At 43.8% G+C, this 17085-nt stretch carries 26 protein-coding genes; 21 read left to right on the plus strand and 5 right to left on the minus strand.

Translation table 11 applies throughout. From position 1 onward, the window contains the following. The first annotated feature begins 183 nt into the window (after positions 1-183). The gene (locus tag BLP55_RS14515) at positions 184-744 is read left to right on the plus strand and encodes a hypothetical protein (protein WP_091146122.1); all 561 of its coding nucleotides are present in this window, start codon (positions 184-186) and stop codon (positions 742-744) included. Positions 745-898: 154 nt separating this feature from the next. After that, entirely contained in the window at positions 899-1168 is a 270-nt protein-coding gene (locus tag BLP55_RS14520; protein WP_091146126.1) for a hypothetical protein, read from the plus strand. A 525-nt stretch (positions 1169-1693) separates the two neighbouring features. Here BLP55_RS14520 and BLP55_RS14525 read toward each other — a convergent pair. Then, positions 1694-2452 carry a hypothetical protein gene (locus tag BLP55_RS14525; RefSeq protein WP_091146130.1) on the minus strand — a complete coding sequence of 253 codons (759 nt, stop codon included), beginning with the start codon at positions 2450-2452 and terminating at the stop codon, positions 1694-1696. A 129-nt stretch (positions 2453-2581) separates the two neighbouring features. Here BLP55_RS14525 and BLP55_RS14530 point away from each other — a divergent pair, with 129 nt between their 5' ends. The 19 genes from BLP55_RS14530 (at position 2582) to BLP55_RS14625 (ending at position 13569) form a co-directional block, all read left to right on the plus strand. Beyond that, entirely contained in the window at positions 2582-2764 is a 183-nt protein-coding gene (locus BLP55_RS14530; RefSeq protein ID WP_139149691.1) for a hypothetical protein, read from the plus strand. Between the two features lie 15 nt (positions 2765-2779). Further along, positions 2780-4822 (plus strand): hypothetical protein, encoded by a 2043-nt coding sequence (locus tag BLP55_RS14540; protein ID WP_139149693.1) that lies wholly within the window; start codon positions 2780-2782, stop codon positions 4820-4822. Between the two features lie 20 nt (positions 4823-4842). After that, on the plus strand, positions 4843-5721 hold the full coding sequence (locus tag BLP55_RS14545) for an ATP-binding protein (RefSeq protein ID WP_091146144.1): 879 nt from the start codon (positions 4843-4845) through the stop codon (positions 5719-5721). A 2-nt stretch (positions 5722-5723) separates the two neighbouring features. Continuing rightward, positions 5724-6353: a P-loop NTPase family protein gene (locus tag BLP55_RS14550; RefSeq protein ID WP_091146147.1), complete on the plus strand. Its 630-nt coding sequence runs from the start codon at positions 5724-5726 to the stop codon at positions 6351-6353. Continuing rightward, complete coding sequence (locus BLP55_RS14555) at positions 6350-6709, plus strand: hypothetical protein (RefSeq protein ID WP_091146152.1); 360 nt, start codon at positions 6350-6352, stop codon at positions 6707-6709. The genes BLP55_RS14550 and BLP55_RS14555 overlap by 4 nt, the downstream gene beginning before the upstream one ends. Positions 6710-6736: 27 nt before the next feature. Then, positions 6737-7105, plus strand: coding sequence for a hypothetical protein (locus BLP55_RS14560; protein ID WP_091146155.1), 369 nt, complete (start codon positions 6737-6739; stop codon positions 7103-7105). A 2-nt stretch (positions 7106-7107) separates the two neighbouring features. Next, positions 7108-7353 (plus strand): hypothetical protein, encoded by a 246-nt coding sequence (locus tag BLP55_RS14565; protein WP_091146160.1) that lies wholly within the window; start codon positions 7108-7110, stop codon positions 7351-7353. A 6-nt stretch (positions 7354-7359) separates the two neighbouring features. Further along, positions 7360-7983 carry a DUF3164 family protein gene (locus tag BLP55_RS14570; RefSeq protein WP_091146163.1) on the plus strand — a complete coding sequence of 208 codons (624 nt, stop codon included), beginning with the start codon at positions 7360-7362 and terminating at the stop codon, positions 7981-7983. Positions 7984-8077: 94 nt separating this feature from the next. Then, positions 8078-8341 carry a hypothetical protein gene (locus BLP55_RS14575; RefSeq protein ID WP_139149695.1) on the plus strand — a complete coding sequence of 88 codons (264 nt, stop codon included), beginning with the start codon at positions 8078-8080 and terminating at the stop codon, positions 8339-8341. 244 nt (positions 8342-8585) lie between these two features. Beyond that, the gene (locus BLP55_RS14580) at positions 8586-9002 is read left to right on the plus strand and encodes a hypothetical protein (protein WP_091146171.1); all 417 of its coding nucleotides are present in this window, start codon (positions 8586-8588) and stop codon (positions 9000-9002) included. A gap of 153 nt (positions 9003-9155) precedes the next feature. Continuing rightward, positions 9156-9455 (plus strand): hypothetical protein, encoded by a 300-nt coding sequence (locus BLP55_RS16855; RefSeq protein WP_139149696.1) that lies wholly within the window; start codon positions 9156-9158, stop codon positions 9453-9455. Then, positions 9388-9705 (plus strand): hypothetical protein, encoded by a 318-nt coding sequence (locus tag BLP55_RS14585; RefSeq protein WP_091146175.1) that lies wholly within the window; start codon positions 9388-9390, stop codon positions 9703-9705. The genes BLP55_RS16855 and BLP55_RS14585 overlap by 68 nt, the downstream gene beginning before the upstream one ends. After that, positions 9702-10058 carry a DUF4406 domain-containing protein gene (locus BLP55_RS14590; RefSeq protein ID WP_091146178.1) on the plus strand — a complete coding sequence of 119 codons (357 nt, stop codon included), beginning with the start codon at positions 9702-9704 and terminating at the stop codon, positions 10056-10058. Before BLP55_RS14585 ends, BLP55_RS14590 begins: the two co-directional genes overlap by 4 nt. Next, on the plus strand, positions 10024-10476 hold the full coding sequence (locus BLP55_RS14595; RefSeq protein ID WP_139149698.1) for a hypothetical protein: 453 nt from the start codon (positions 10024-10026) through the stop codon (positions 10474-10476). Before BLP55_RS14590 ends, BLP55_RS14595 begins: the two co-directional genes overlap by 35 nt. 7 nt (positions 10477-10483) lie before the next feature. Then, on the plus strand, positions 10484-10762 hold the full coding sequence (locus BLP55_RS14600; RefSeq protein ID WP_091146188.1) for a hypothetical protein: 279 nt from the start codon (positions 10484-10486) through the stop codon (positions 10760-10762). A 366-nt stretch (positions 10763-11128) separates the two neighbouring features. Then, complete coding sequence (locus tag BLP55_RS14610) at positions 11129-12625, plus strand: DNA cytosine methyltransferase (RefSeq protein WP_091146195.1); 1497 nt, start codon at positions 11129-11131, stop codon at positions 12623-12625. A 1-nt stretch (position 12626) separates the two neighbouring features. Continuing rightward, a complete protein-coding gene (locus BLP55_RS14615) occupies positions 12627-13010 on the plus strand; it encodes a hypothetical protein (RefSeq protein ID WP_091146199.1) in 384 nt (127 codons plus the stop codon). Positions 13011-13046: 36 nt separating this feature from the next. Beyond that, on the plus strand, positions 13047-13331 hold the full coding sequence (locus BLP55_RS14620; RefSeq protein ID WP_139149699.1) for a hypothetical protein: 285 nt from the start codon (positions 13047-13049) through the stop codon (positions 13329-13331). 52 nt (positions 13332-13383) lie between these two features. Further along, entirely contained in the window at positions 13384-13569 is a 186-nt protein-coding gene (locus BLP55_RS14625; RefSeq protein ID WP_091146207.1) for a hypothetical protein, read from the plus strand. A 96-nt stretch (positions 13570-13665) separates the two neighbouring features. Here the strand turns inward: BLP55_RS14625 and BLP55_RS14630 are convergent, their stop codons facing one another. The 4 genes from BLP55_RS14630 to BLP55_RS14645 form a co-directional block, all read right to left on the minus strand. Next, a complete protein-coding gene (locus BLP55_RS14630) occupies positions 13666-14880 on the minus strand; it encodes a phage head morphogenesis protein (RefSeq protein WP_091146210.1) in 1215 nt (404 codons plus the stop codon). Between the two features lie 50 nt (positions 14881-14930). Further along, positions 14931-16052 carry a phage portal protein family protein gene (locus BLP55_RS14635; RefSeq protein WP_244503473.1) on the minus strand — a complete coding sequence of 374 codons (1122 nt, stop codon included), beginning with the start codon at positions 16050-16052 and terminating at the stop codon, positions 14931-14933. A gap of 104 nt (positions 16053-16156) precedes the next feature. Further along, complete coding sequence (locus BLP55_RS14640; RefSeq protein WP_091146218.1) at positions 16157-16651, minus strand: phage morphogenesis protein; 495 nt, start codon at positions 16649-16651, stop codon at positions 16157-16159. After that, positions 16651-17082 (minus strand): phage protein Gp36 family protein, encoded by a 432-nt coding sequence (locus BLP55_RS14645; RefSeq protein WP_091146223.1) that lies wholly within the window; start codon positions 17080-17082, stop codon positions 16651-16653. Before BLP55_RS14645 ends, BLP55_RS14640 begins: the two co-directional genes overlap by 1 nt. Positions 17083-17085 lie beyond the last annotated feature (3 nt).

Genomic DNA, 17085 nt, shown 5'->3' on the forward strand with positions numbered 1-17085 from the left:
GTGGGTTGAACGTTCGGTTTTCACGAACAAAGTCTTATCTTGGCAGAGAGTACTCAGCCCGCTTTTCCGCTCCTGCGTAACTGCGCGAAACGTTATGCTCGCGCCCTGCCTTCCACATACCACAGCATCCGTCAACTATCATGATTCGAAAAGGATCTACCCCAGCAAACAAAATATAGAAACATGACACATTCAAACTTATTTCTTACGTTGTTATCAATTATTTTATGCGATATTGCTCTTGCTCAAAAAAACAGGTTTCCCGATATTCCTGCAGAAAAGATGGGTATTTTGGTCGGAACAGTTGCAATAAAAAATAAAAGAACTATTGCTTCAAAGCATTATTTTCTATTTGCTAACGATAGTATTAAAACGTATCTTGACAAAAAAGTTCGTGAACCTACAATATGGAAAGCTAATCTAACTCAATATAAGTATAGTCTACAGGCGGATGACTTCCTCTGGAAAAAAGACAAGACTTGGTATTACTCATTTAAGATTATGATTCCAGCAGGGGTTTACACATTTTACGAGCTAGAAATATTTCAAAACACAGGCTACATGCAGTCGACAATCAAGGCACCAATTCAAGATTATAATATTGTATTCGAAGTAAAACCTGGCCAAATAAATTATTTGGGAGAACTTAATCTGGAAATGAAAACTTGGAATATATATTTAGAAAATGAGTACGAAAGAGATAAAGTAAAACTTAATAAGGAATACAAATTAAATCTAGAATAGTGTCTGCTGGTAACCGCGCATTTACTCAAAGCGCTGGTTTTCGGTGATTTGAACGTTTGGTTTTCACGAATAAAGTTCTATCTTCGGCAGAGCGAACTCAGTCCGCTGGCTTCGCGTTTGCGCAAATGCACCTAACGTTAACTGCAATTACTTCATGAAAAAGGGAACAAGAATTACATACAGAGGCAAACTTTACAATGAAGATGGAGATCGACCGGTAAATTTCGGGAAAAAGCCAAGTATCGAATCCGATGAGGATTTCAAAAATGCAATGGAGGATGACGAAATGCAATTCATGTTTATGGATGATGAGAGAATTTTTGGTATAAATAAACTGAAGTTTGATAGCAAAAACTTCCTTCTTTTAGAGCCTAATCCGGTAACTTTTTATTTTGCTCTTGCGCACGATTCACTATATTTATAGGCATTAAAACAAAAAGTAATAAAGTATAGAAAAGCAAAAAGCCCGAAAAGCCCAATAAAATCAAGGTTTTAAACGTTTTTTGCCCTATTATAGAATCCAAAACAAAACGTAATTAATTTACCTTTAATTGGCGTTTAATTACCGCGCATTTTACCGTTAATTACCAATAGCGCCGTTTATATACTTCTTATCTGCCCAAATATACGAATATGTACTGATAACGGCGCAAATCGCATTAAATAGCCTCACATTTGGAGGCTTTTTTTATATCAGTTTCTTGCACTTTGGAAAAATGCGTAAAATGTATTGGGTGGACATTTGCATAGACATTTGGATTGACACTTTCAATTAAAAATACTTCACAAAATGAAGTTTTACTTCACGCAAAAAATGGTATTTCAGCATAAATTTTGCAAACTCGTGGCACTTATTTGCAGCATTTATATATAATAAAAAGCGGATTAGACCAGCAAAACCAACACTTCGCGCGGATTTTAAAGGTGGAATAGGTAAAAAAAAACGATATTAGAACGATCTTTTGATCACTTTCCATATTTCTAAAACATCGTTCAGGTTGATTGTGAAGTCAGGATGCTGCGGAAGGCCGCTTCGAGAACTGCAAACAATATCGCCGGTCAATTTGTCGAAACTCTTGATGTCTTTGAACACGACGGTTTCGCGATGGACAATCACCCAGCCGTAAATACTTTCGCGGAACCCGTCTTTCCAATGATGGCGCTGTAATTCGCGCCCTAACATATCGGCGCGATCGGGCGTATCATTAATACCGCCGCCGTTCATCGAATCCCCTTCGGTTTCGATTGTCATATAACGCCCGCGCGGGTTATGATCCACAACCCACGACACATCTTCCAACTCTTCGTAAAAGCTAACGTTCCGAAACTCACTTAAATAAGAGGCAAACGCGCGTATTGGAAGCTTTTTTGTCCATAATCGATACTTGCCGTTGGCTAATTCCTCTGTGACATTACCGGCCTTGTTTGGCATTTGCTCCGCTGCCTCATTGACCATCATATTTTGAACTTCATCGTCCGGAAAAATCTCAAACTCACCTTCGCCATATTCTAACCACCGATCCGGTACGCGCAGAAATGCCGCAATACTTTTTATAATAATGCTCTTTGGCCTGAAGTCCTTGTCCTCTGGCTTTCTATACTTCGATATGGTTGACTGCGCCAGCTGAAGTTGTTGGCTCATCTTGTAAGCTGTTTTGCCGGTTTTATCCATCGCAAAATTCAGACGATCGGCGAAAGTTGTAATCATTTACTGCTCAAATCTGTTAAAATTCATTTTATGAAGTAAAAAATACTTCATTTTATTTTTTTACTTCACAATATGAAGTATATTTGTCCGGACAATAAGACAAACAAAAGTACAATAAATACAATACCTATGACAAAAGAGGAAATAAAAAACAAAATGCAGACCGGCGACTACCTCACTTTAGCCAAGATGCTCAAGCTAGACAATCCTGATGCAGCCCGCAAACGCTTTATGCGAAATAAGGCCGATGCAATCGCCGCGATGGAAACTATTGTCATGTCGCGTGAGCAAATTTTACCAATCGAGAAATAAATAACCCCTATTTGTATGCCCCACATTTGGCTAGATCAAAAAGTTGCAGTTCAGGAGTTCGAGCTTGTTCCGCTTTTTTGGAATAAACTCTCGTCTCTGCAAAAGGAGCTCCAACGTTATAAAGAAAAACCGTTCGGGATTAAACGACTTCAATTGGGCGGTCGTGGTCGAAAGCTTCTCATTGATTTCGACACCTTGCCGAAAAACATACAGGAAGCGCTCGGCGATCCGCGCAAAGTTGATCATCCGCTTGAAACATTCTTCAAGTTTGATCCGGATGCGGTCCGATACTATTCAACTTTCAAAAGAGCGGGAAAAGACTACTTAGATCCAAAAGAGCAAGAGCGCTATATCGTTAATGCCAGCGTAATGAAAGCGGTGATCTTGTTAGAAGATGCCCGGACGCAGGAGCGCATTAGAATGGGCGGCTCCTTGCGAGGAATATCCGACACGCTGCTGGCCGATGTCATCAGTTTTCAAAATTCGCTAAAAGTACTTCACAAAAAAGAACACACTTTGCCGACTTCGGCGAGATTCAAACAGCTTTTAAAGGAGTTTAAAACCGGATCCGACAGTTACTATTGCTTGATCAAAGATCCGGACGGTATCAAAGCGCAAAATGCTCGAAAAGTTGACGATAGTTTGGAAATGCTGCTTAACGCTATTTTCAGAAATCAGGTACACAAGCCAACGCCTACGGAAGTATCGCGTAATTATGACGCGTTTTTGAGCGGTTACGCCCAAGTGTACAACGAGGACACCGGCGAGCTTTACGATCCGAAAGACTTTAAATCTTTGTCGCAGTCGACGATTATCAGCTACATCAACAAATGGGAAAACAAGATCGCAACGCACAAATCGAGAAGCGGCGATCGTCAACAGTACATGGGCGCGTTCAAACCGCATCATCAATTAGATCTGCCGGAGTTCGCCGGATCGCTGCTTTCCATCGATGACCGCCAACCGCCATTTTGGTACGACAACAATAGGAACCGCGCTTGGTTCTATCTTGGAATTGATGTTGCGAGCCAATGCTTCACCGCCGTTGTTCACGGCAAATCCAAAGAAGGCATCATCGTCGATTTTTATCGACAGATCGTCAGAAACTACACCCAATGGGGAATTTGTTTGCCGTATGAATTAGAGTGTGAAAGCTCGCTTAACAGCAGTTTCAAGGACACACTTTTAAGACCAGGCGCGATGTTCGACAACGTCAGAATTGAAGCCAACAACGCGAGAGGTAAATACATCGAACGAATGTTCGGAAAAGTGCGATACGATGTTGAAAAGGCAAATATCGGCTGGATCGCTCGACCAAAAGCGAAATCCGAGGCGAATCAGGCCAGCTCAATTCCTACGCAGGTGATCGAATATGATACGTTGATCAACGACCGGCTTCGTGACCTCGAAAAATGGAATAACATGCCGCACCCGGCGCGTCCGGAGATGAGCCGCTTTGACTACTTCATGTCAATGCAGCACCAGCAATTGAAACCAACCAATTGGGAAGCGATACTGCCGGTGCTTGGTTACAAAACAGAAACTTCTTGTCAGGTCGGATATGTGTCGCTTCAGGGATTGAAAAGAGCGATCGCAGAAAGCGGCCAGATCCTAACCGGCGAAGCGCTGATCACGAAAATGAAAATGATCGAAGGCCGCGAGCTCGATGTGTATTGGCTCGATGACAACGACGGCAACGTCATGAAAGCATTCGCGTATTTGCGCGGAACCAACAGGCTGATTTGTGAGATCATGGAAATGCCACGCTACAACCGCGCGACACTTGAACGCACCGAAAAAGACGAGGCCGCGAGGATTTTGCAAAGCGCATACGTCGCGTCGGTCGAAGCGTTCACACGCCAACAACAAAACCGGATCGAGAATATCAATATCATCGACAACACACCTAAAACCGTCAATTCAAATTTCAAATTTCCAACTGTTCGACGGTTTGAAGTTCGCGAGGAAACGCCGCACGTGTTCGATGATAAAGAGGAGGATCAATTTGAATACGAACCCACAACAAACAATAGCTGGAGAACACAATTTCTCCAATAACCCAAACAACAAATACCACTATGGAATTGACAACAGAATTTAAGCAAAAAGTAAGAACGGCGGTTTTGGCCGCACGTGCAAATTATGAGGGCGCAGATGATGCCTTCGCGAAAACAATCGGATTGAATGCGTCGGTGTTTTCGCGGTTCAAAAGCGGCGAGCTCGATCGCATTATTTCAGATTCCAAATACATGGAAATCGCCCGTAAGTATCAGGTCACGCTGAAAGATGACAATTGGCGGGTGGTTCGCACCCACGTGTACGAGCAACTCGAGGACAGTTTAACATTTTGCAAACAGTTTTCAAAATCGATGATTTTCGTCGACGAATGCGACATCGGTAAAACCTTCTGCACCAAGCACATTTTAAAATCGATGAAAAATGCCTTCTACATCGACTGCTCCCAATTTAAAACCCGGCAAAAGTTTATCCGGGGCTTGGCTAAAGTCGTCGGTGTCGACAACAACGGAAAGTTTGTCGACGTGAAAGATAATCTGAAATGGGCGCTCAATAACATCGTCGAGCCGCTGGTGGTTTTAGACGAGGCCGGTGATCTAGATTACACAGCGTTTTTGGACATCAAAGAATTATGGAACGCGACCGAGAACGGCTGCGCTTGGTACATGATCGGCGCGGACGGATTACAGACAAAGCTCGACAACGGTTTTAAAAACAAGAAGGTCGGCTTCGCCGAAATCATCAGCCGCTTTTCAGATAAGATTATCAAGATCGTGCCGACCGGCAAAGACGACCGCACCGCCTTCTTTTCCGAGTTGATCAGGAATGTTGCCGATGCAAATACGCCGCACAAGGAAAAAGTGCCGCAGCTGGTTCGACAATGCGTAAACAACGGCAGGAAGCTCCGACACCTGAACACTCTAATCAAAATGGCAGAGTAAAAATGGCAAGAGGAATTTCCGTAAAAACGCTGTTAGGAAAAAAGCATGAGACGTTCACGCTTGACGGGATTTTAGGGGAAGTTTTAGGAGAACAGGAAAGCAGCGGCATTTGGGTTCTGTATGGAAATGAGAAAAACGGCAAAACCACGCTTGCGCTGATGATCGCCGAAGCTCTTACACAATTTGGAAGTGTCAGTTACATATCCGGTGAGGAAGGTACCGGTTTCTCGTTCCAGCAAAACGTAAAGCGGTCGAAGATTGACCTGAAACAAACAAAAATCAAGTTCTATGATTATTTGGAGATTCCTGAAATCGAAGCGATGCTTTCAAAAAGGCAAGCCTCTCGAATAGTAGTAATTGACAATGCGACTTCTTACGTCGACGATCTTAAAAGCGCTGTACTGCGCAAGCTTAAAATGAAATTTCCAAAAGTGCTATTCATCATTATGGCGCACGAGGAAAAAAATGAACCAACCACAGCAATGGCAAAGCTCGCAAAAAAGCTTTGTAATGTGTACATCAGAGTTGTCGGTTTAACTGCATTCGTCGGAGGGCGTTGCAAGGGTGGAACGATCATTATCGATGATCAAAAAGCAATGCTGTATCACGGCAGCGAAATTACAAAACAATGAAAAATACAGTAATCAAATTTCTCGAAATTTCACCGGAAACCTATGATGACCGGCTATTTCAAACGTGGTTCAATTGGTGTCAAAAACACGCAATTTCCGATAACAATTTGCAGGAACTTCTTGCCAACGCGCAATTGAACAAATGGTTCATGAAGCAACACGCGACGCTCGAAAAGCTATTCGTCCAAAAATACGCTGCGAAGTTGAATCCTTTGTCAAATCCCGATCGCAATCTTTTCAATTATCAGGAATGCGTTGCAAAGATCTTCACACATTTTCCACAGGCAATCATGAACGGATTGCACCATACAACTGAATTTCCGCTAAAAATCACCGAGGAAATTTATGCGAACTAGAATAAACATCAAACATTTTATAACCCCATGAACGATAAACAAAAATTGCTAAAGGAACTTGGAACTCTTGACCAAGTTGTCGACCGGCTCGAAGCGCTGGACTTAATCATCTCATTTTTATTTCAAGAGATAGAAGTAACCGTGTTAGGCGAGAAAGTATGGCGCAAGCGCGACATCCTTACAGACGGCGAGAAGATCTGCGTAAATCAGGAGCGCGCATCGCTCCGCGAATACCGCGATTTCCTTTTGGGCTTGATCAACGAATCAGATGTCAGAGTTTACAAAGTTCCCGACACGATCGAAAAGAAGCTCAAAGAGTGCGAGAACCTGATCCACGAGCTCAAGTACAAAAGACGAATTAACGACATCGAAATCATTGATCCTAAAATCCTTTAGCCATGAACATCATCCAATTTCAAAGTTACCAGCTGGCCGTCTTTCAAGTCGAAGGCGGTCTGCACATCACAATCATTCCGCAAATCGCAACGACAGCGGAATATGTCACCAACGACTCGATTTTAAAAGAGAAGCTCGTGTCGCTTTTCAAAGATTGTCGTGACGCGCTACCGCTTCACAGATCAATCCGCGAAGTTGCCTCGGCCTTCGATCAAAATCAAACAATTTTTATCGCAATCGTAAAGTAAAAAACAATGAAAATTACACACACATCAAAAGATCAAACGTGGATCAACGAAACAAGCACCCACATTCCATTTAATCGCACTACTCCGGTTGAGAGATTACACGAAAAACACTCTTCGCGCCTTCTAAAAGAAGCCGTAAAGCTCAATAAAGGACTTTCTGACTTTAAAGCTTTGATTCGGGATTTATCAAACGAGGCATACGAGGCATTTATGGCATCTGTGAAAGTTCAGAAACCAGCAAAAGGAAATTTTACATGGTACAACTTCAACCGGACAATCAAAATTGAAGTATCAATTTCTGAACCGATCAAATTTGATGAAATGACGATCGCAGCAGCAAAAGTAAAACTCGACGAATTCCTGAACCTGAATATCGAGAGTAAGAATGCATTTGCGAAAGATATGGCTAAAGCGGCATTTTCAACCCAAAGGAGCGGTCAGCTAGATGTAAAGAAAGTTCTCGATTTGATCAGATACAAAGATCAAGTAAATGACCCGCTATTTTCTGAATCTGTGGAGTTGATTCAAAAAGCGATTCGTCGCCCGGAAAGCAAAACGTATTTCCGCATTTGGCTGAAAGACGAAACCGGAAAATACAACAACATCGATTTGAATCTTTCAAGTATTTAAAATGGAAAATAGCTTAAAAGGGTCAATCAAGATCCGGTCGACTGCTTTACGATGGCAGGGATTAGAATTACTAACTTTCAAACAAGTACAGAAGATGAATAGAATTACAAATGCTCAAAATACAGATGTCAGCCCTGCTATTGTAAAGCAGGTGTTGGCAGCAGGTTTTCGTTATGTCGTAAACATTTCTTTTAAAGGCTTTACAGAAGTCGGATTTAAGAAAGTTGAAAACATTGCCGAACCTGTCAAAACGCTGAAAGAAGCACAAGAGTGTAAAGCACTTGTTGATGATACAGTTGCAAAGGCTTGTATTGTTGATAGAGTTACTGGTAAAGTAGTTGAGTGGTGGGTTCAATAAACTTGCTGCTAACGTAAAGGAAATGAGAATCAGCCGCCCACCGCCGTGTACGTTTCCGGATTCGGAAAAATAGGCTGGTGGCTCTGCGAGGTTTTAAATACAAATCAAACAATGTTCAGTAATCCCGAAGATCTGATTGATTTCGATTACAAGTTGCTTAAAAAATTGAAAGCCGAATGGGATATCGAGGAAGCCGATCGAAAGAAAGTACAAGCATTAGAAGAGCTCAAAAAACTAAGTTGATATGAATGCAACCAAAGACCAAAAACTTACCATACGCCGCAATTCAGCGTGGCAGGAGTCGATCAAAGAGGAATGGGTACAATGGGGAACCGGTGACAACTCAAAGACCTCGCTCAACGATTTGACTTTCGAGCAAGCCGACCGGATCATCAAAGCGCAAACCGGCAACGATCCGGATAAGGCAAGATTTCAGAAGTTCGACTTCAAAAACAGCCAGCACAAATACATCCTCTCGATGCTACACACGGTCGGCTGGACAAAAGAACACAACGGACGGCTGGTCGGCGACATGGAAGCTTTTGGAAATTGGCTGCAAACGCGATCACCGATAAAGCTTCCGCTTACCGAGCAAGGCAAAGCACAGCTACAGAAAACGATCTACGCCTTTGAACAAGTTGTAAAACATCAATTCAGTTAAAATGATAAATACCACATTTTCAATTACTGTAGTATGCGAGCACCCGAATGAACCGTTGACACGGGTGCTCGCCGCGCAAGGATCCTGTGAAACAACCGTCGAGGTTTGCCCGGATTGCGACGCGGAACTGTCAGAACCAAAAACCGAATGTTAATGAAACTTGAGTCTGCTACAATGCTTCAGCGCAATTACCGGATCGAGCTGCAAAGACAGTTGAACCTTCTACTGGATTTCATGCTGGATTGCGACGATGTCGATCAGCGCGGCAGGCTTCTAAATGAAATACGTGCGATTCGTGCGCGAATTAAGCCTACAGAAGGCAAGAACGCCGCACAACTATCCCAACGCGTGCATTTCAGAACAATCACCTTTAAAAGCGCATTAAATGGAAATTCAAACAACGCTAAAATTATCGACACTCCAAACGATCAACACCCTGTGGCCGCTGCTTGATTTTGAAAATACCAAACGCGACAAAATTGACCTGAGCATTGTTCAGTACACCGCTGCCAAGTTCATGAAAAAGGAAGCGTCCAGAATTGGCAAACCAAAAGACAAGGAATTCAAAATGTCGCTTCACTATTTCGAGCTGGCAACTATTGAAGATTTACTTCGCACCGCCGCCGCAAAGCACCTGACAGAATTTATCGACTATACGAGAGTAACAAATTATTGTAACCAAATAAATCAGAAAATTATATGAAAACCAAAGGTAAAATTTACATTTCCGGAGCGGTCGCCGACCAGCCCGAGCGCGAGTTGTTCGCAAAGTTTCATGATACTGAAAAGATGCTGGCCGCGCGCGGTTTTGAGGTCGTCAACCCCTTGCGACTTATTAGCAAGTGGGCTGAAGGAATACGCTGGCAGCTTGGCGCAAAGAACTGCCTTGAAGCATTAGCTGGATGCACCGCGATCTACATGCTTCCCTGCGCAACCGATTGCCAAATTGCGCAGCTCGAGCTTCATCGCGCAATGGAGTTGAATATCGATATCTATTACGAACTTGAAAATGTAGAAGCGGATGAGCTTGTTAACGACGTACACGGTCAAAAGTAAGGCGGCACAAAACGTATGGTGCTTTAAATACAGTTTAAAAGGGCTTTTGGTATCGTTTGAGATTCTCGACGGCGAATTAACCCTAAAACAAATCAATTGGCTGCTGGATCAAAAGCACTTTCCGTTTACCGAGCTTCAGATCAAAGCGTGGGGCAAAATGCTCAAGGACAATTTTGAAATCGTTATTGGTGAGCCGGATCTGTCTTTCGACACCGCGTGGGAGCAATACGGTTACAAAGTCGGAAAAAAAGAAGCTCAAGACGCATGGCGCAAAATGAGCGAGGCCAACAAGGTGCGTTTTTTCCTCTCGATTGAGCCATATAAGCGCTACATCGCGCGAAAACAGATCTCGCCGATCTATATGGTGCGATACATCACGAAAGAGCGGTATAACGACGATTATGACAATATTAAATAAACAATTTATGGAGTACGAAAACTTAAGCGACATCGTCGCACAATTAGAAAAATGTGAATACAAAACCGTAGATGGCTTGCACGATTTGAAAGATAATTCCGCGTTTATCGCATTAAAGAAAATTTCAGAAGCACCGGAGCTAAACGTCCCGGTTATCAACATCAGTCGCCTTTATGAAAACCTCATAATTATGCCGCTTGACACCAGCGTATCGCCCGAAGTCGCAGCGCAGATCCAAACTGCACTAACCAATATTCTTAAAAACCCGTCAAACAAATTTCAGTAAAACAATGGAAAGCCAACGAGAAATCGAAAGACGCTACAACAAACTACTACAAGACGTAGCTACAAACAAGTATTACAAAGTAGATCTAACCAACCGCGTAAACTGTTACACATGTCGTCACCCAAAGTGTGGACACATCACCAAAACCAAAGACATAGCGCCGGGCGTTACACCGATGTTCTATGAGTGCGAGAAATGCCACTTCCAAGCCGTTAGCTCGATGTACAATGACATCGCCCCGGATCAGGAACCGACCTTTGTTTGGGATCGCCCAACGCTGTCGGAAACGATGAAATTCAGAAAGAAGCCAACTTTGCTGGATCACATTTTAAGAGGTGGATTGGTCGTGCGTAAAGTAGTATCGCCATGAGATATAGCACCGCGCAACACAGTATAGGTTTGGCCACCGACAATCATTGTCACGCTGAAGATGAAATCACCGGTGGCGAATTTTTCGCTGGCGGCGGTGGCTGGACTGAGGGCACTGATGACATTGACGGATACGTTACAAAATGGATTTTGAATCACGACAAGGTTGCCTGTAGAACAAACGCCTTCCACCACAACGTCAAAGTGTATTGGTCCGACATTTACACACAGGACGAGCATGAACTTGAGCCTGTAGACCATTGTCACGCGTCACTTGAATGTAATCAACATAGTGGCGCAAACGCTTGTGAGGAAAAGAAGCTTGGATCTTACACCCAGGGGTGGGAATTATATAGATATTTACCGCATTTGAATCCGCTGGTTTTAAGTATAGAAAACGTTCCGGAGTTTAAAAAATGGGCTCCAACCGATGAAAAAGGACGGCCTATAAAGTCACGGGTTGGTGAGGAATTTGAGCGGTGGAAAAAGGCTATAATGGATTTGGGATATAATTACAAAGAGTCCATACGCAATGCCGCCGACGATGGTTTACCAACTCGCCGCAAGCGTTACTTCGCGTTTTTTTACCGCGATGGAATTGATATCGAATTTCCGGAGTTTACTCATTCAAAAACCGGTACGGATGGAAAATTAAAATGGCTTCCATGTGCGCCGCATATTGATACGGACAATCACGGCACCAGTATTTTCGGCAGGGAGTTTAACGAGAACCTACCGAAGCACTTGCGAAAGCCAATTGCTAAAAATTCACAAAGACGAATAGGCGGCGGCGTTGTAAAATACGCACCCGAGGTTGAAGGACTTTCGCAGTTTATAGCGCATTTTCATGGCGGCGAGAATCAAAACAGATTTCAAAGCTTGCTGGATCCAATCAATACTATTGACACATCAAACAGGCATCAGCTGGTAACGGTCGAAAAGCTTCAATTCATAATGGATCATTGCAGAACAACAAATTACCATAAACCCGATACACCGCTCAAACCGCAGCTAACATGGCAAACCAAACAATTGATCACGATCGATAACTTTATTTGTCAGTTTTACGGAGGTAGTGACCAAACCCAACCGCTTTCGGCGCCGCTGAATACTTGCACAACTCGCGACCGGCATCAACTTATACGGCTGGAAAAGCTTCAATTTTTGACGCAGTACTTTAATTCCAATGGAAACCCACAACACAACGTTCAGAGTTTGGATGAACCTCTTTCGCCCGTACTCACTGAATTCAAGCATCAGCTCGTTACTATTTTGGACAATTTCGACATCAAGACGCGTTTTCTGAATCGCGAGGAATTAGCATCATGCAGCACCTTCCCACGGGATTATTTTAGCCATCCGGATCTAAAGCTTTCAAACAAAGACGCCGTTAAGATGATAGGCAACGCAGTGCCGCCAAAATGGGCTAAAATACTGATGACGCCAAACATCCCGAAAATCAAGGAATATAAATATAAACTTAAATCAGCATAGCATGAAGCAAAAGACATTTTTAAAGAAACGGGATCAACTCCTGAAAAAAAAGAAGGCATTTGAAGCGGCCATTAATAAAGAATACAATAAATTCGCCAATGCCTTTATTGACGAAAATTCGCCGGTAAAACGATTAATGGTATACGAATTGATTGAGAACGGCATCCGTCGACGTGGGTTTACCCGGTTCGTCATATATGCTCAAGATGTGACCGTTTGGGATAAAAGCCCGATCATTCGAGTTGGTGGCTGGTGGTTGGATCAAAGCAACGTGCCAACGAAGTGGGATAACATGACTGTTTACGGCGTAGGAAACCCTGCTGTTTTTAAACTATCGGAAAATCAAACTGCTGAAAAGCATCCGGATTCGGACGAACATGAATAAGAATATTAACTTTACAATCAAATAAAATCACACACAATGAAACGATTATTACTTTGCGCGATTTTGATCGCGGCCATGACATCATGCTCAAAAGATGAAACAACAACCTACATTCCGGTCGCAGCTGAACAGGGAACTTGCGAAATTAGGCTCTATTCGATTGGCACCAACTTCAGCAGCGGTACGCCGGTACACGAGGCCGGTTACGGTACCGACAATCAAAATTTGATCTTTCAGGTATTGACCGATGAGCAATATACTTTCTACAGCCAGCGTTTTAACGCCGGTAACTATGAATGGATCGGAACAATGGGTATATAGCGGCATGCCGTGAGTGATATTGCTGATTCAAATAAATTCTTATTTTTGCAGCATGGCAAAGGGCAATGAACGATTTAAGAAACGAAATCAGGATGTGAGAATCACCTTCCACGCCCTATCTAAAAAAAATCCAAAGTGGCGTGTTGAAGCCATTGTCGAGGATGTGGCCGATAAATTTTATCTAGCTTCGAGAACTGTCGAGGCGATCATCCGGCAGGAAGGAATTTACAAAGATTAGCCAATCACTTGATTATTTAGAAATTAATAGTATATTTGCATTGTTCTGTCCAAGGATAGAGCACCAACGTAGCCTCCTTATGGGAGGCTTTCGTCTTTAATACACCTGGTCTAATTTGCCGTTTTCACGTAGGATCCAAACTTCATCAATCTGCTGGCCTTCTTTTATACGGAAGTTAATCACCTTTAAATAGTGGTTTAAAGTTGATCCATTGTCTTTAATGATCAACCGCGTCGATTGTTTCAATCCGCGCGAGAACATCTTCGTCAGCTTGTTTCCGGTATCAACACCGTCGAAACCTTCCAGCTCGTAAAACAACCCGCCCACGTTCAAGTCCGGGCATTTCCCTTCAAACCTCGTTCCGATCAGTTTTCCAAAGAATTGCTTATACAATGGCGATTTGACATTGACGCGCGGGAGCAGTTCCGTTTCCTTACCGAGCTTTGCAAAATGAGTACAGCACTTGATCAGATCTGCGTAATCCGACGCAGCGCTGTCAACCAAATTTGAAACAGTGATCTTGCCACCGTTTTTGAACGACTTTAGCACAGATCGCTCAACGATCAGCCCGTCCGCGTTTCTTTTAGAGAACGACTTTGCATCGTTTATTTCGGCGTTTGTCAACCCGTCCGCATACGGAATTTTGTTGAAGATCTTGCCCGAAACAGCGGCGTTATTTTCAAACCCGCTTTTGCCGCCAGTATCCGGAATTGTGACCGTTGGCTCTTCGTCGGTTTGGGTCACATTGCATCGGCAACCCCAATCGTTCGGCGGTAGGTGCTTTTTCCAAAATGAATGAGTTATCGGTAAAATCAGGCCATGCCAATTCCGATGCTTTTCCCGGACACGGCCATCGCCAACGGTACTGTATTTGAGGTTTGGATAAAGATCCTGCTGCGCTACAAAGTCCTGCCATTTGTCGGCCATGTTAGCCGTTGCGACGGTCTGATCATATTCTGTCTTGAGCCAACGCATATTGTACTCGATGTGCAGCGCCTCGGCCTTCTTTCTAAAGTCAGCCCATGAAAGCGTTTTGCCGCCCGAAGTCAGCAACGCCTCGAGCTGCTTCCGGAAGGAAGTTTCTTTGAAAGCAGAAAACTCCGCAATGTTGTACTTCAGGGACATTGCCAACCTCGGATCGTACATTTCCGGTTTTGGATTGTATCCAATGTTCAAACCATGCGCGAGCTTCGTGTAGTAATACTCCCAAAGCTTTTTCCGGTTGACAAGCGAAACAAATTTGTTGTCAAAGAGATCCTTGATGTAAGTTTCGACCAGCCTGCTTAAACCACCGTTGTTTCCGAGCTTCACTACTTTGGATTCGTCGCAGCAATGGGTTCGGTAATGAAGTCTAAGCAGGCTTAGGGCTTTTTTGGGTTGTCGGCTTTCTTTTGTTCGGATCCCGGCATAGATTCGATCTCTACACCGTACGTCTGCTCAATATAATCTTGCTTCAAAACGTAGCCGTTCGACATCAAAACGCCATCGATGGTAATCTGCGAATTCGGGTCTTTGGTTTTTTCAACTGCGATCTTTGCATTGTCCGGAATCTTGTAGCCCAGCAATCGCATGGCCGGTACCAGCTTATTGTTAAGAAACGAAAGCATTTTCTTTTCGTCAGACAACACGACCTGCTCCATTGTGTTCTCGTGTACCGTACCCTGCGCTTTGCTCGCGCCGTTCTCGGTTGTCATTGTCTGGTGAAGTACCAATTTCGATAACTCTTTGTCGAGCGCTTCAATCTTTTTGAAAAACACGTTAAAGCTGTCTGTTTTCGAGTTCTCTTTGATCTCGACCTCGGTACCCAATGGAAAAACGCCGTATGGTGCCGAACCCATTTCCTCAAGCCACGCGGCAACTTCATTTTTGACCGTTTCGCTTTGTGATGCAATTTTAGCGATCCTAATCGGAATCCCGAACAATTCCTCAAATTCATCCCACGAACTCCACGAGTGGCGTTTTAAAATGGTGTAGACGGCGGCTTTCTCAAGCAAACCGACCACGCTATAAAATCTTGCCGGTAGCAAGATATCTTTGATCTCTGAATAATCGATGCCTTTTGTACCATTTATGTCGTACAAAAGCGTCGAGCGTTCAGGTACCAGCAGCCCGCGTGGAATTATTTCAACCTTCAGGATCTCACCTTTTTTAAATTCGCTGATCCAAAGAACATTTTCGCCGACGTAGGTTGATTTGTGCGCCTCGTCTTTTGTGAACTCGAACCACTCTTTGTCTTTGATGTATTCCGTCAGCTTGTCATCGGTGATGCCGTCAATTTGGAAAACATAGGTTTTATTTGTGGTTCGGAGTGTACGGTTTTCCGTAATGCCGGTTAAGTGGCCGTCGAGCATGACATCGTCATACACTTCCTGAATCAGATGGTTCCGAGGAATTTCAGCGTTATATTTTGCATACCGTGCCGCGAGCAAGTCGGTCAGCTCTTTTCTCCAAAGACGCCGTTGCCTCCTGATCACGTCAACCATTAGGTTGGTAATTTTGGAAATGTCTTTCGTGTCAGCAGCCGAAAGCGACACTTTCTTATTTACGGCGTTTCCGGATAAATTGACTTCGGATGTTTTTGTCTTCATTACTTTAAAATTTTGTCGAGTTCCTTTGTAATCTTCTTTGCGATCTGCTTGTCCAGGTAGCGAGATTTGCCCATGAATTGACGTTTGGGCATTCCGGCGAGTCCTTCGTTATGTCGATCGGCGTATTCCTTACTGGTGTAGAAGCGCACCTGTTTCGATGATTTCATCACGCGGCTCTTTATTGAGTTCCGGAGCTTATTGCCTCCAGTGGCCAAGCCGGTAAGCAACGCGCGATCTTGAATGCCTGAACCGTATTTATTCAGGTTGCCGCGCTTGCCGCGCCGGTTCGTCCGGTATCGCGTAATGTCGCGGCCTTGATCGTCGGTTGTCTTTCGCTCTTTCCATTTCTCCAAAACCGAATCGGTGAAGCCTTCGTTCTCGAAATTCATCTGTATGAAATTCTTGCCTTCGACCTCTATAGCGATGAGCGCCTTTTCCGGTATTTCCCTTGCCGCTCGATCGAGCAGTTTTTGCAAGTCGTTCAGGTCAGCCATTAAAATCGGTTTTCGTACGGTCTGCGGCTTCCGAGCTTCAAAAATGGCACCTCACTATCCGGTATGCCGTCATCATCGGTATCAACGATGCGTGGTGGCAGCGCCGGTTTGATTTCGCCTTTGGACACTTTTTCGAGCCAAGTCATTGCCTCGGCGTGTGCGTCCTTTACGACCTCGTTCATTGTCGAAGATCTTCGGCTGTACAATTCATGCTTTACGATCGCTTTGAGGTGTTTAAGAATCGTTTTGCTGCGCTGATCGCCGGTGGCCTGAAAGATGGCATTTGTATCGAAATACTGATGCAGATAGGTAGACATCACATCGATGCTTTCACCGATTATGTCTTCGACGATTTGAGTATCGCGATTGACGATCGCATTTATGATTTGGTCGGTGCTGACCGTCGAAAGCTCTTGCTGGGTTAAAAACATGGT

This window comes from Flavobacterium caeni, from assembly GCF_900101895.1.
Classification (GTDB): domain Bacteria; phylum Bacteroidota; class Bacteroidia; order Flavobacteriales; family Flavobacteriaceae; genus Flavobacterium; species Flavobacterium caeni.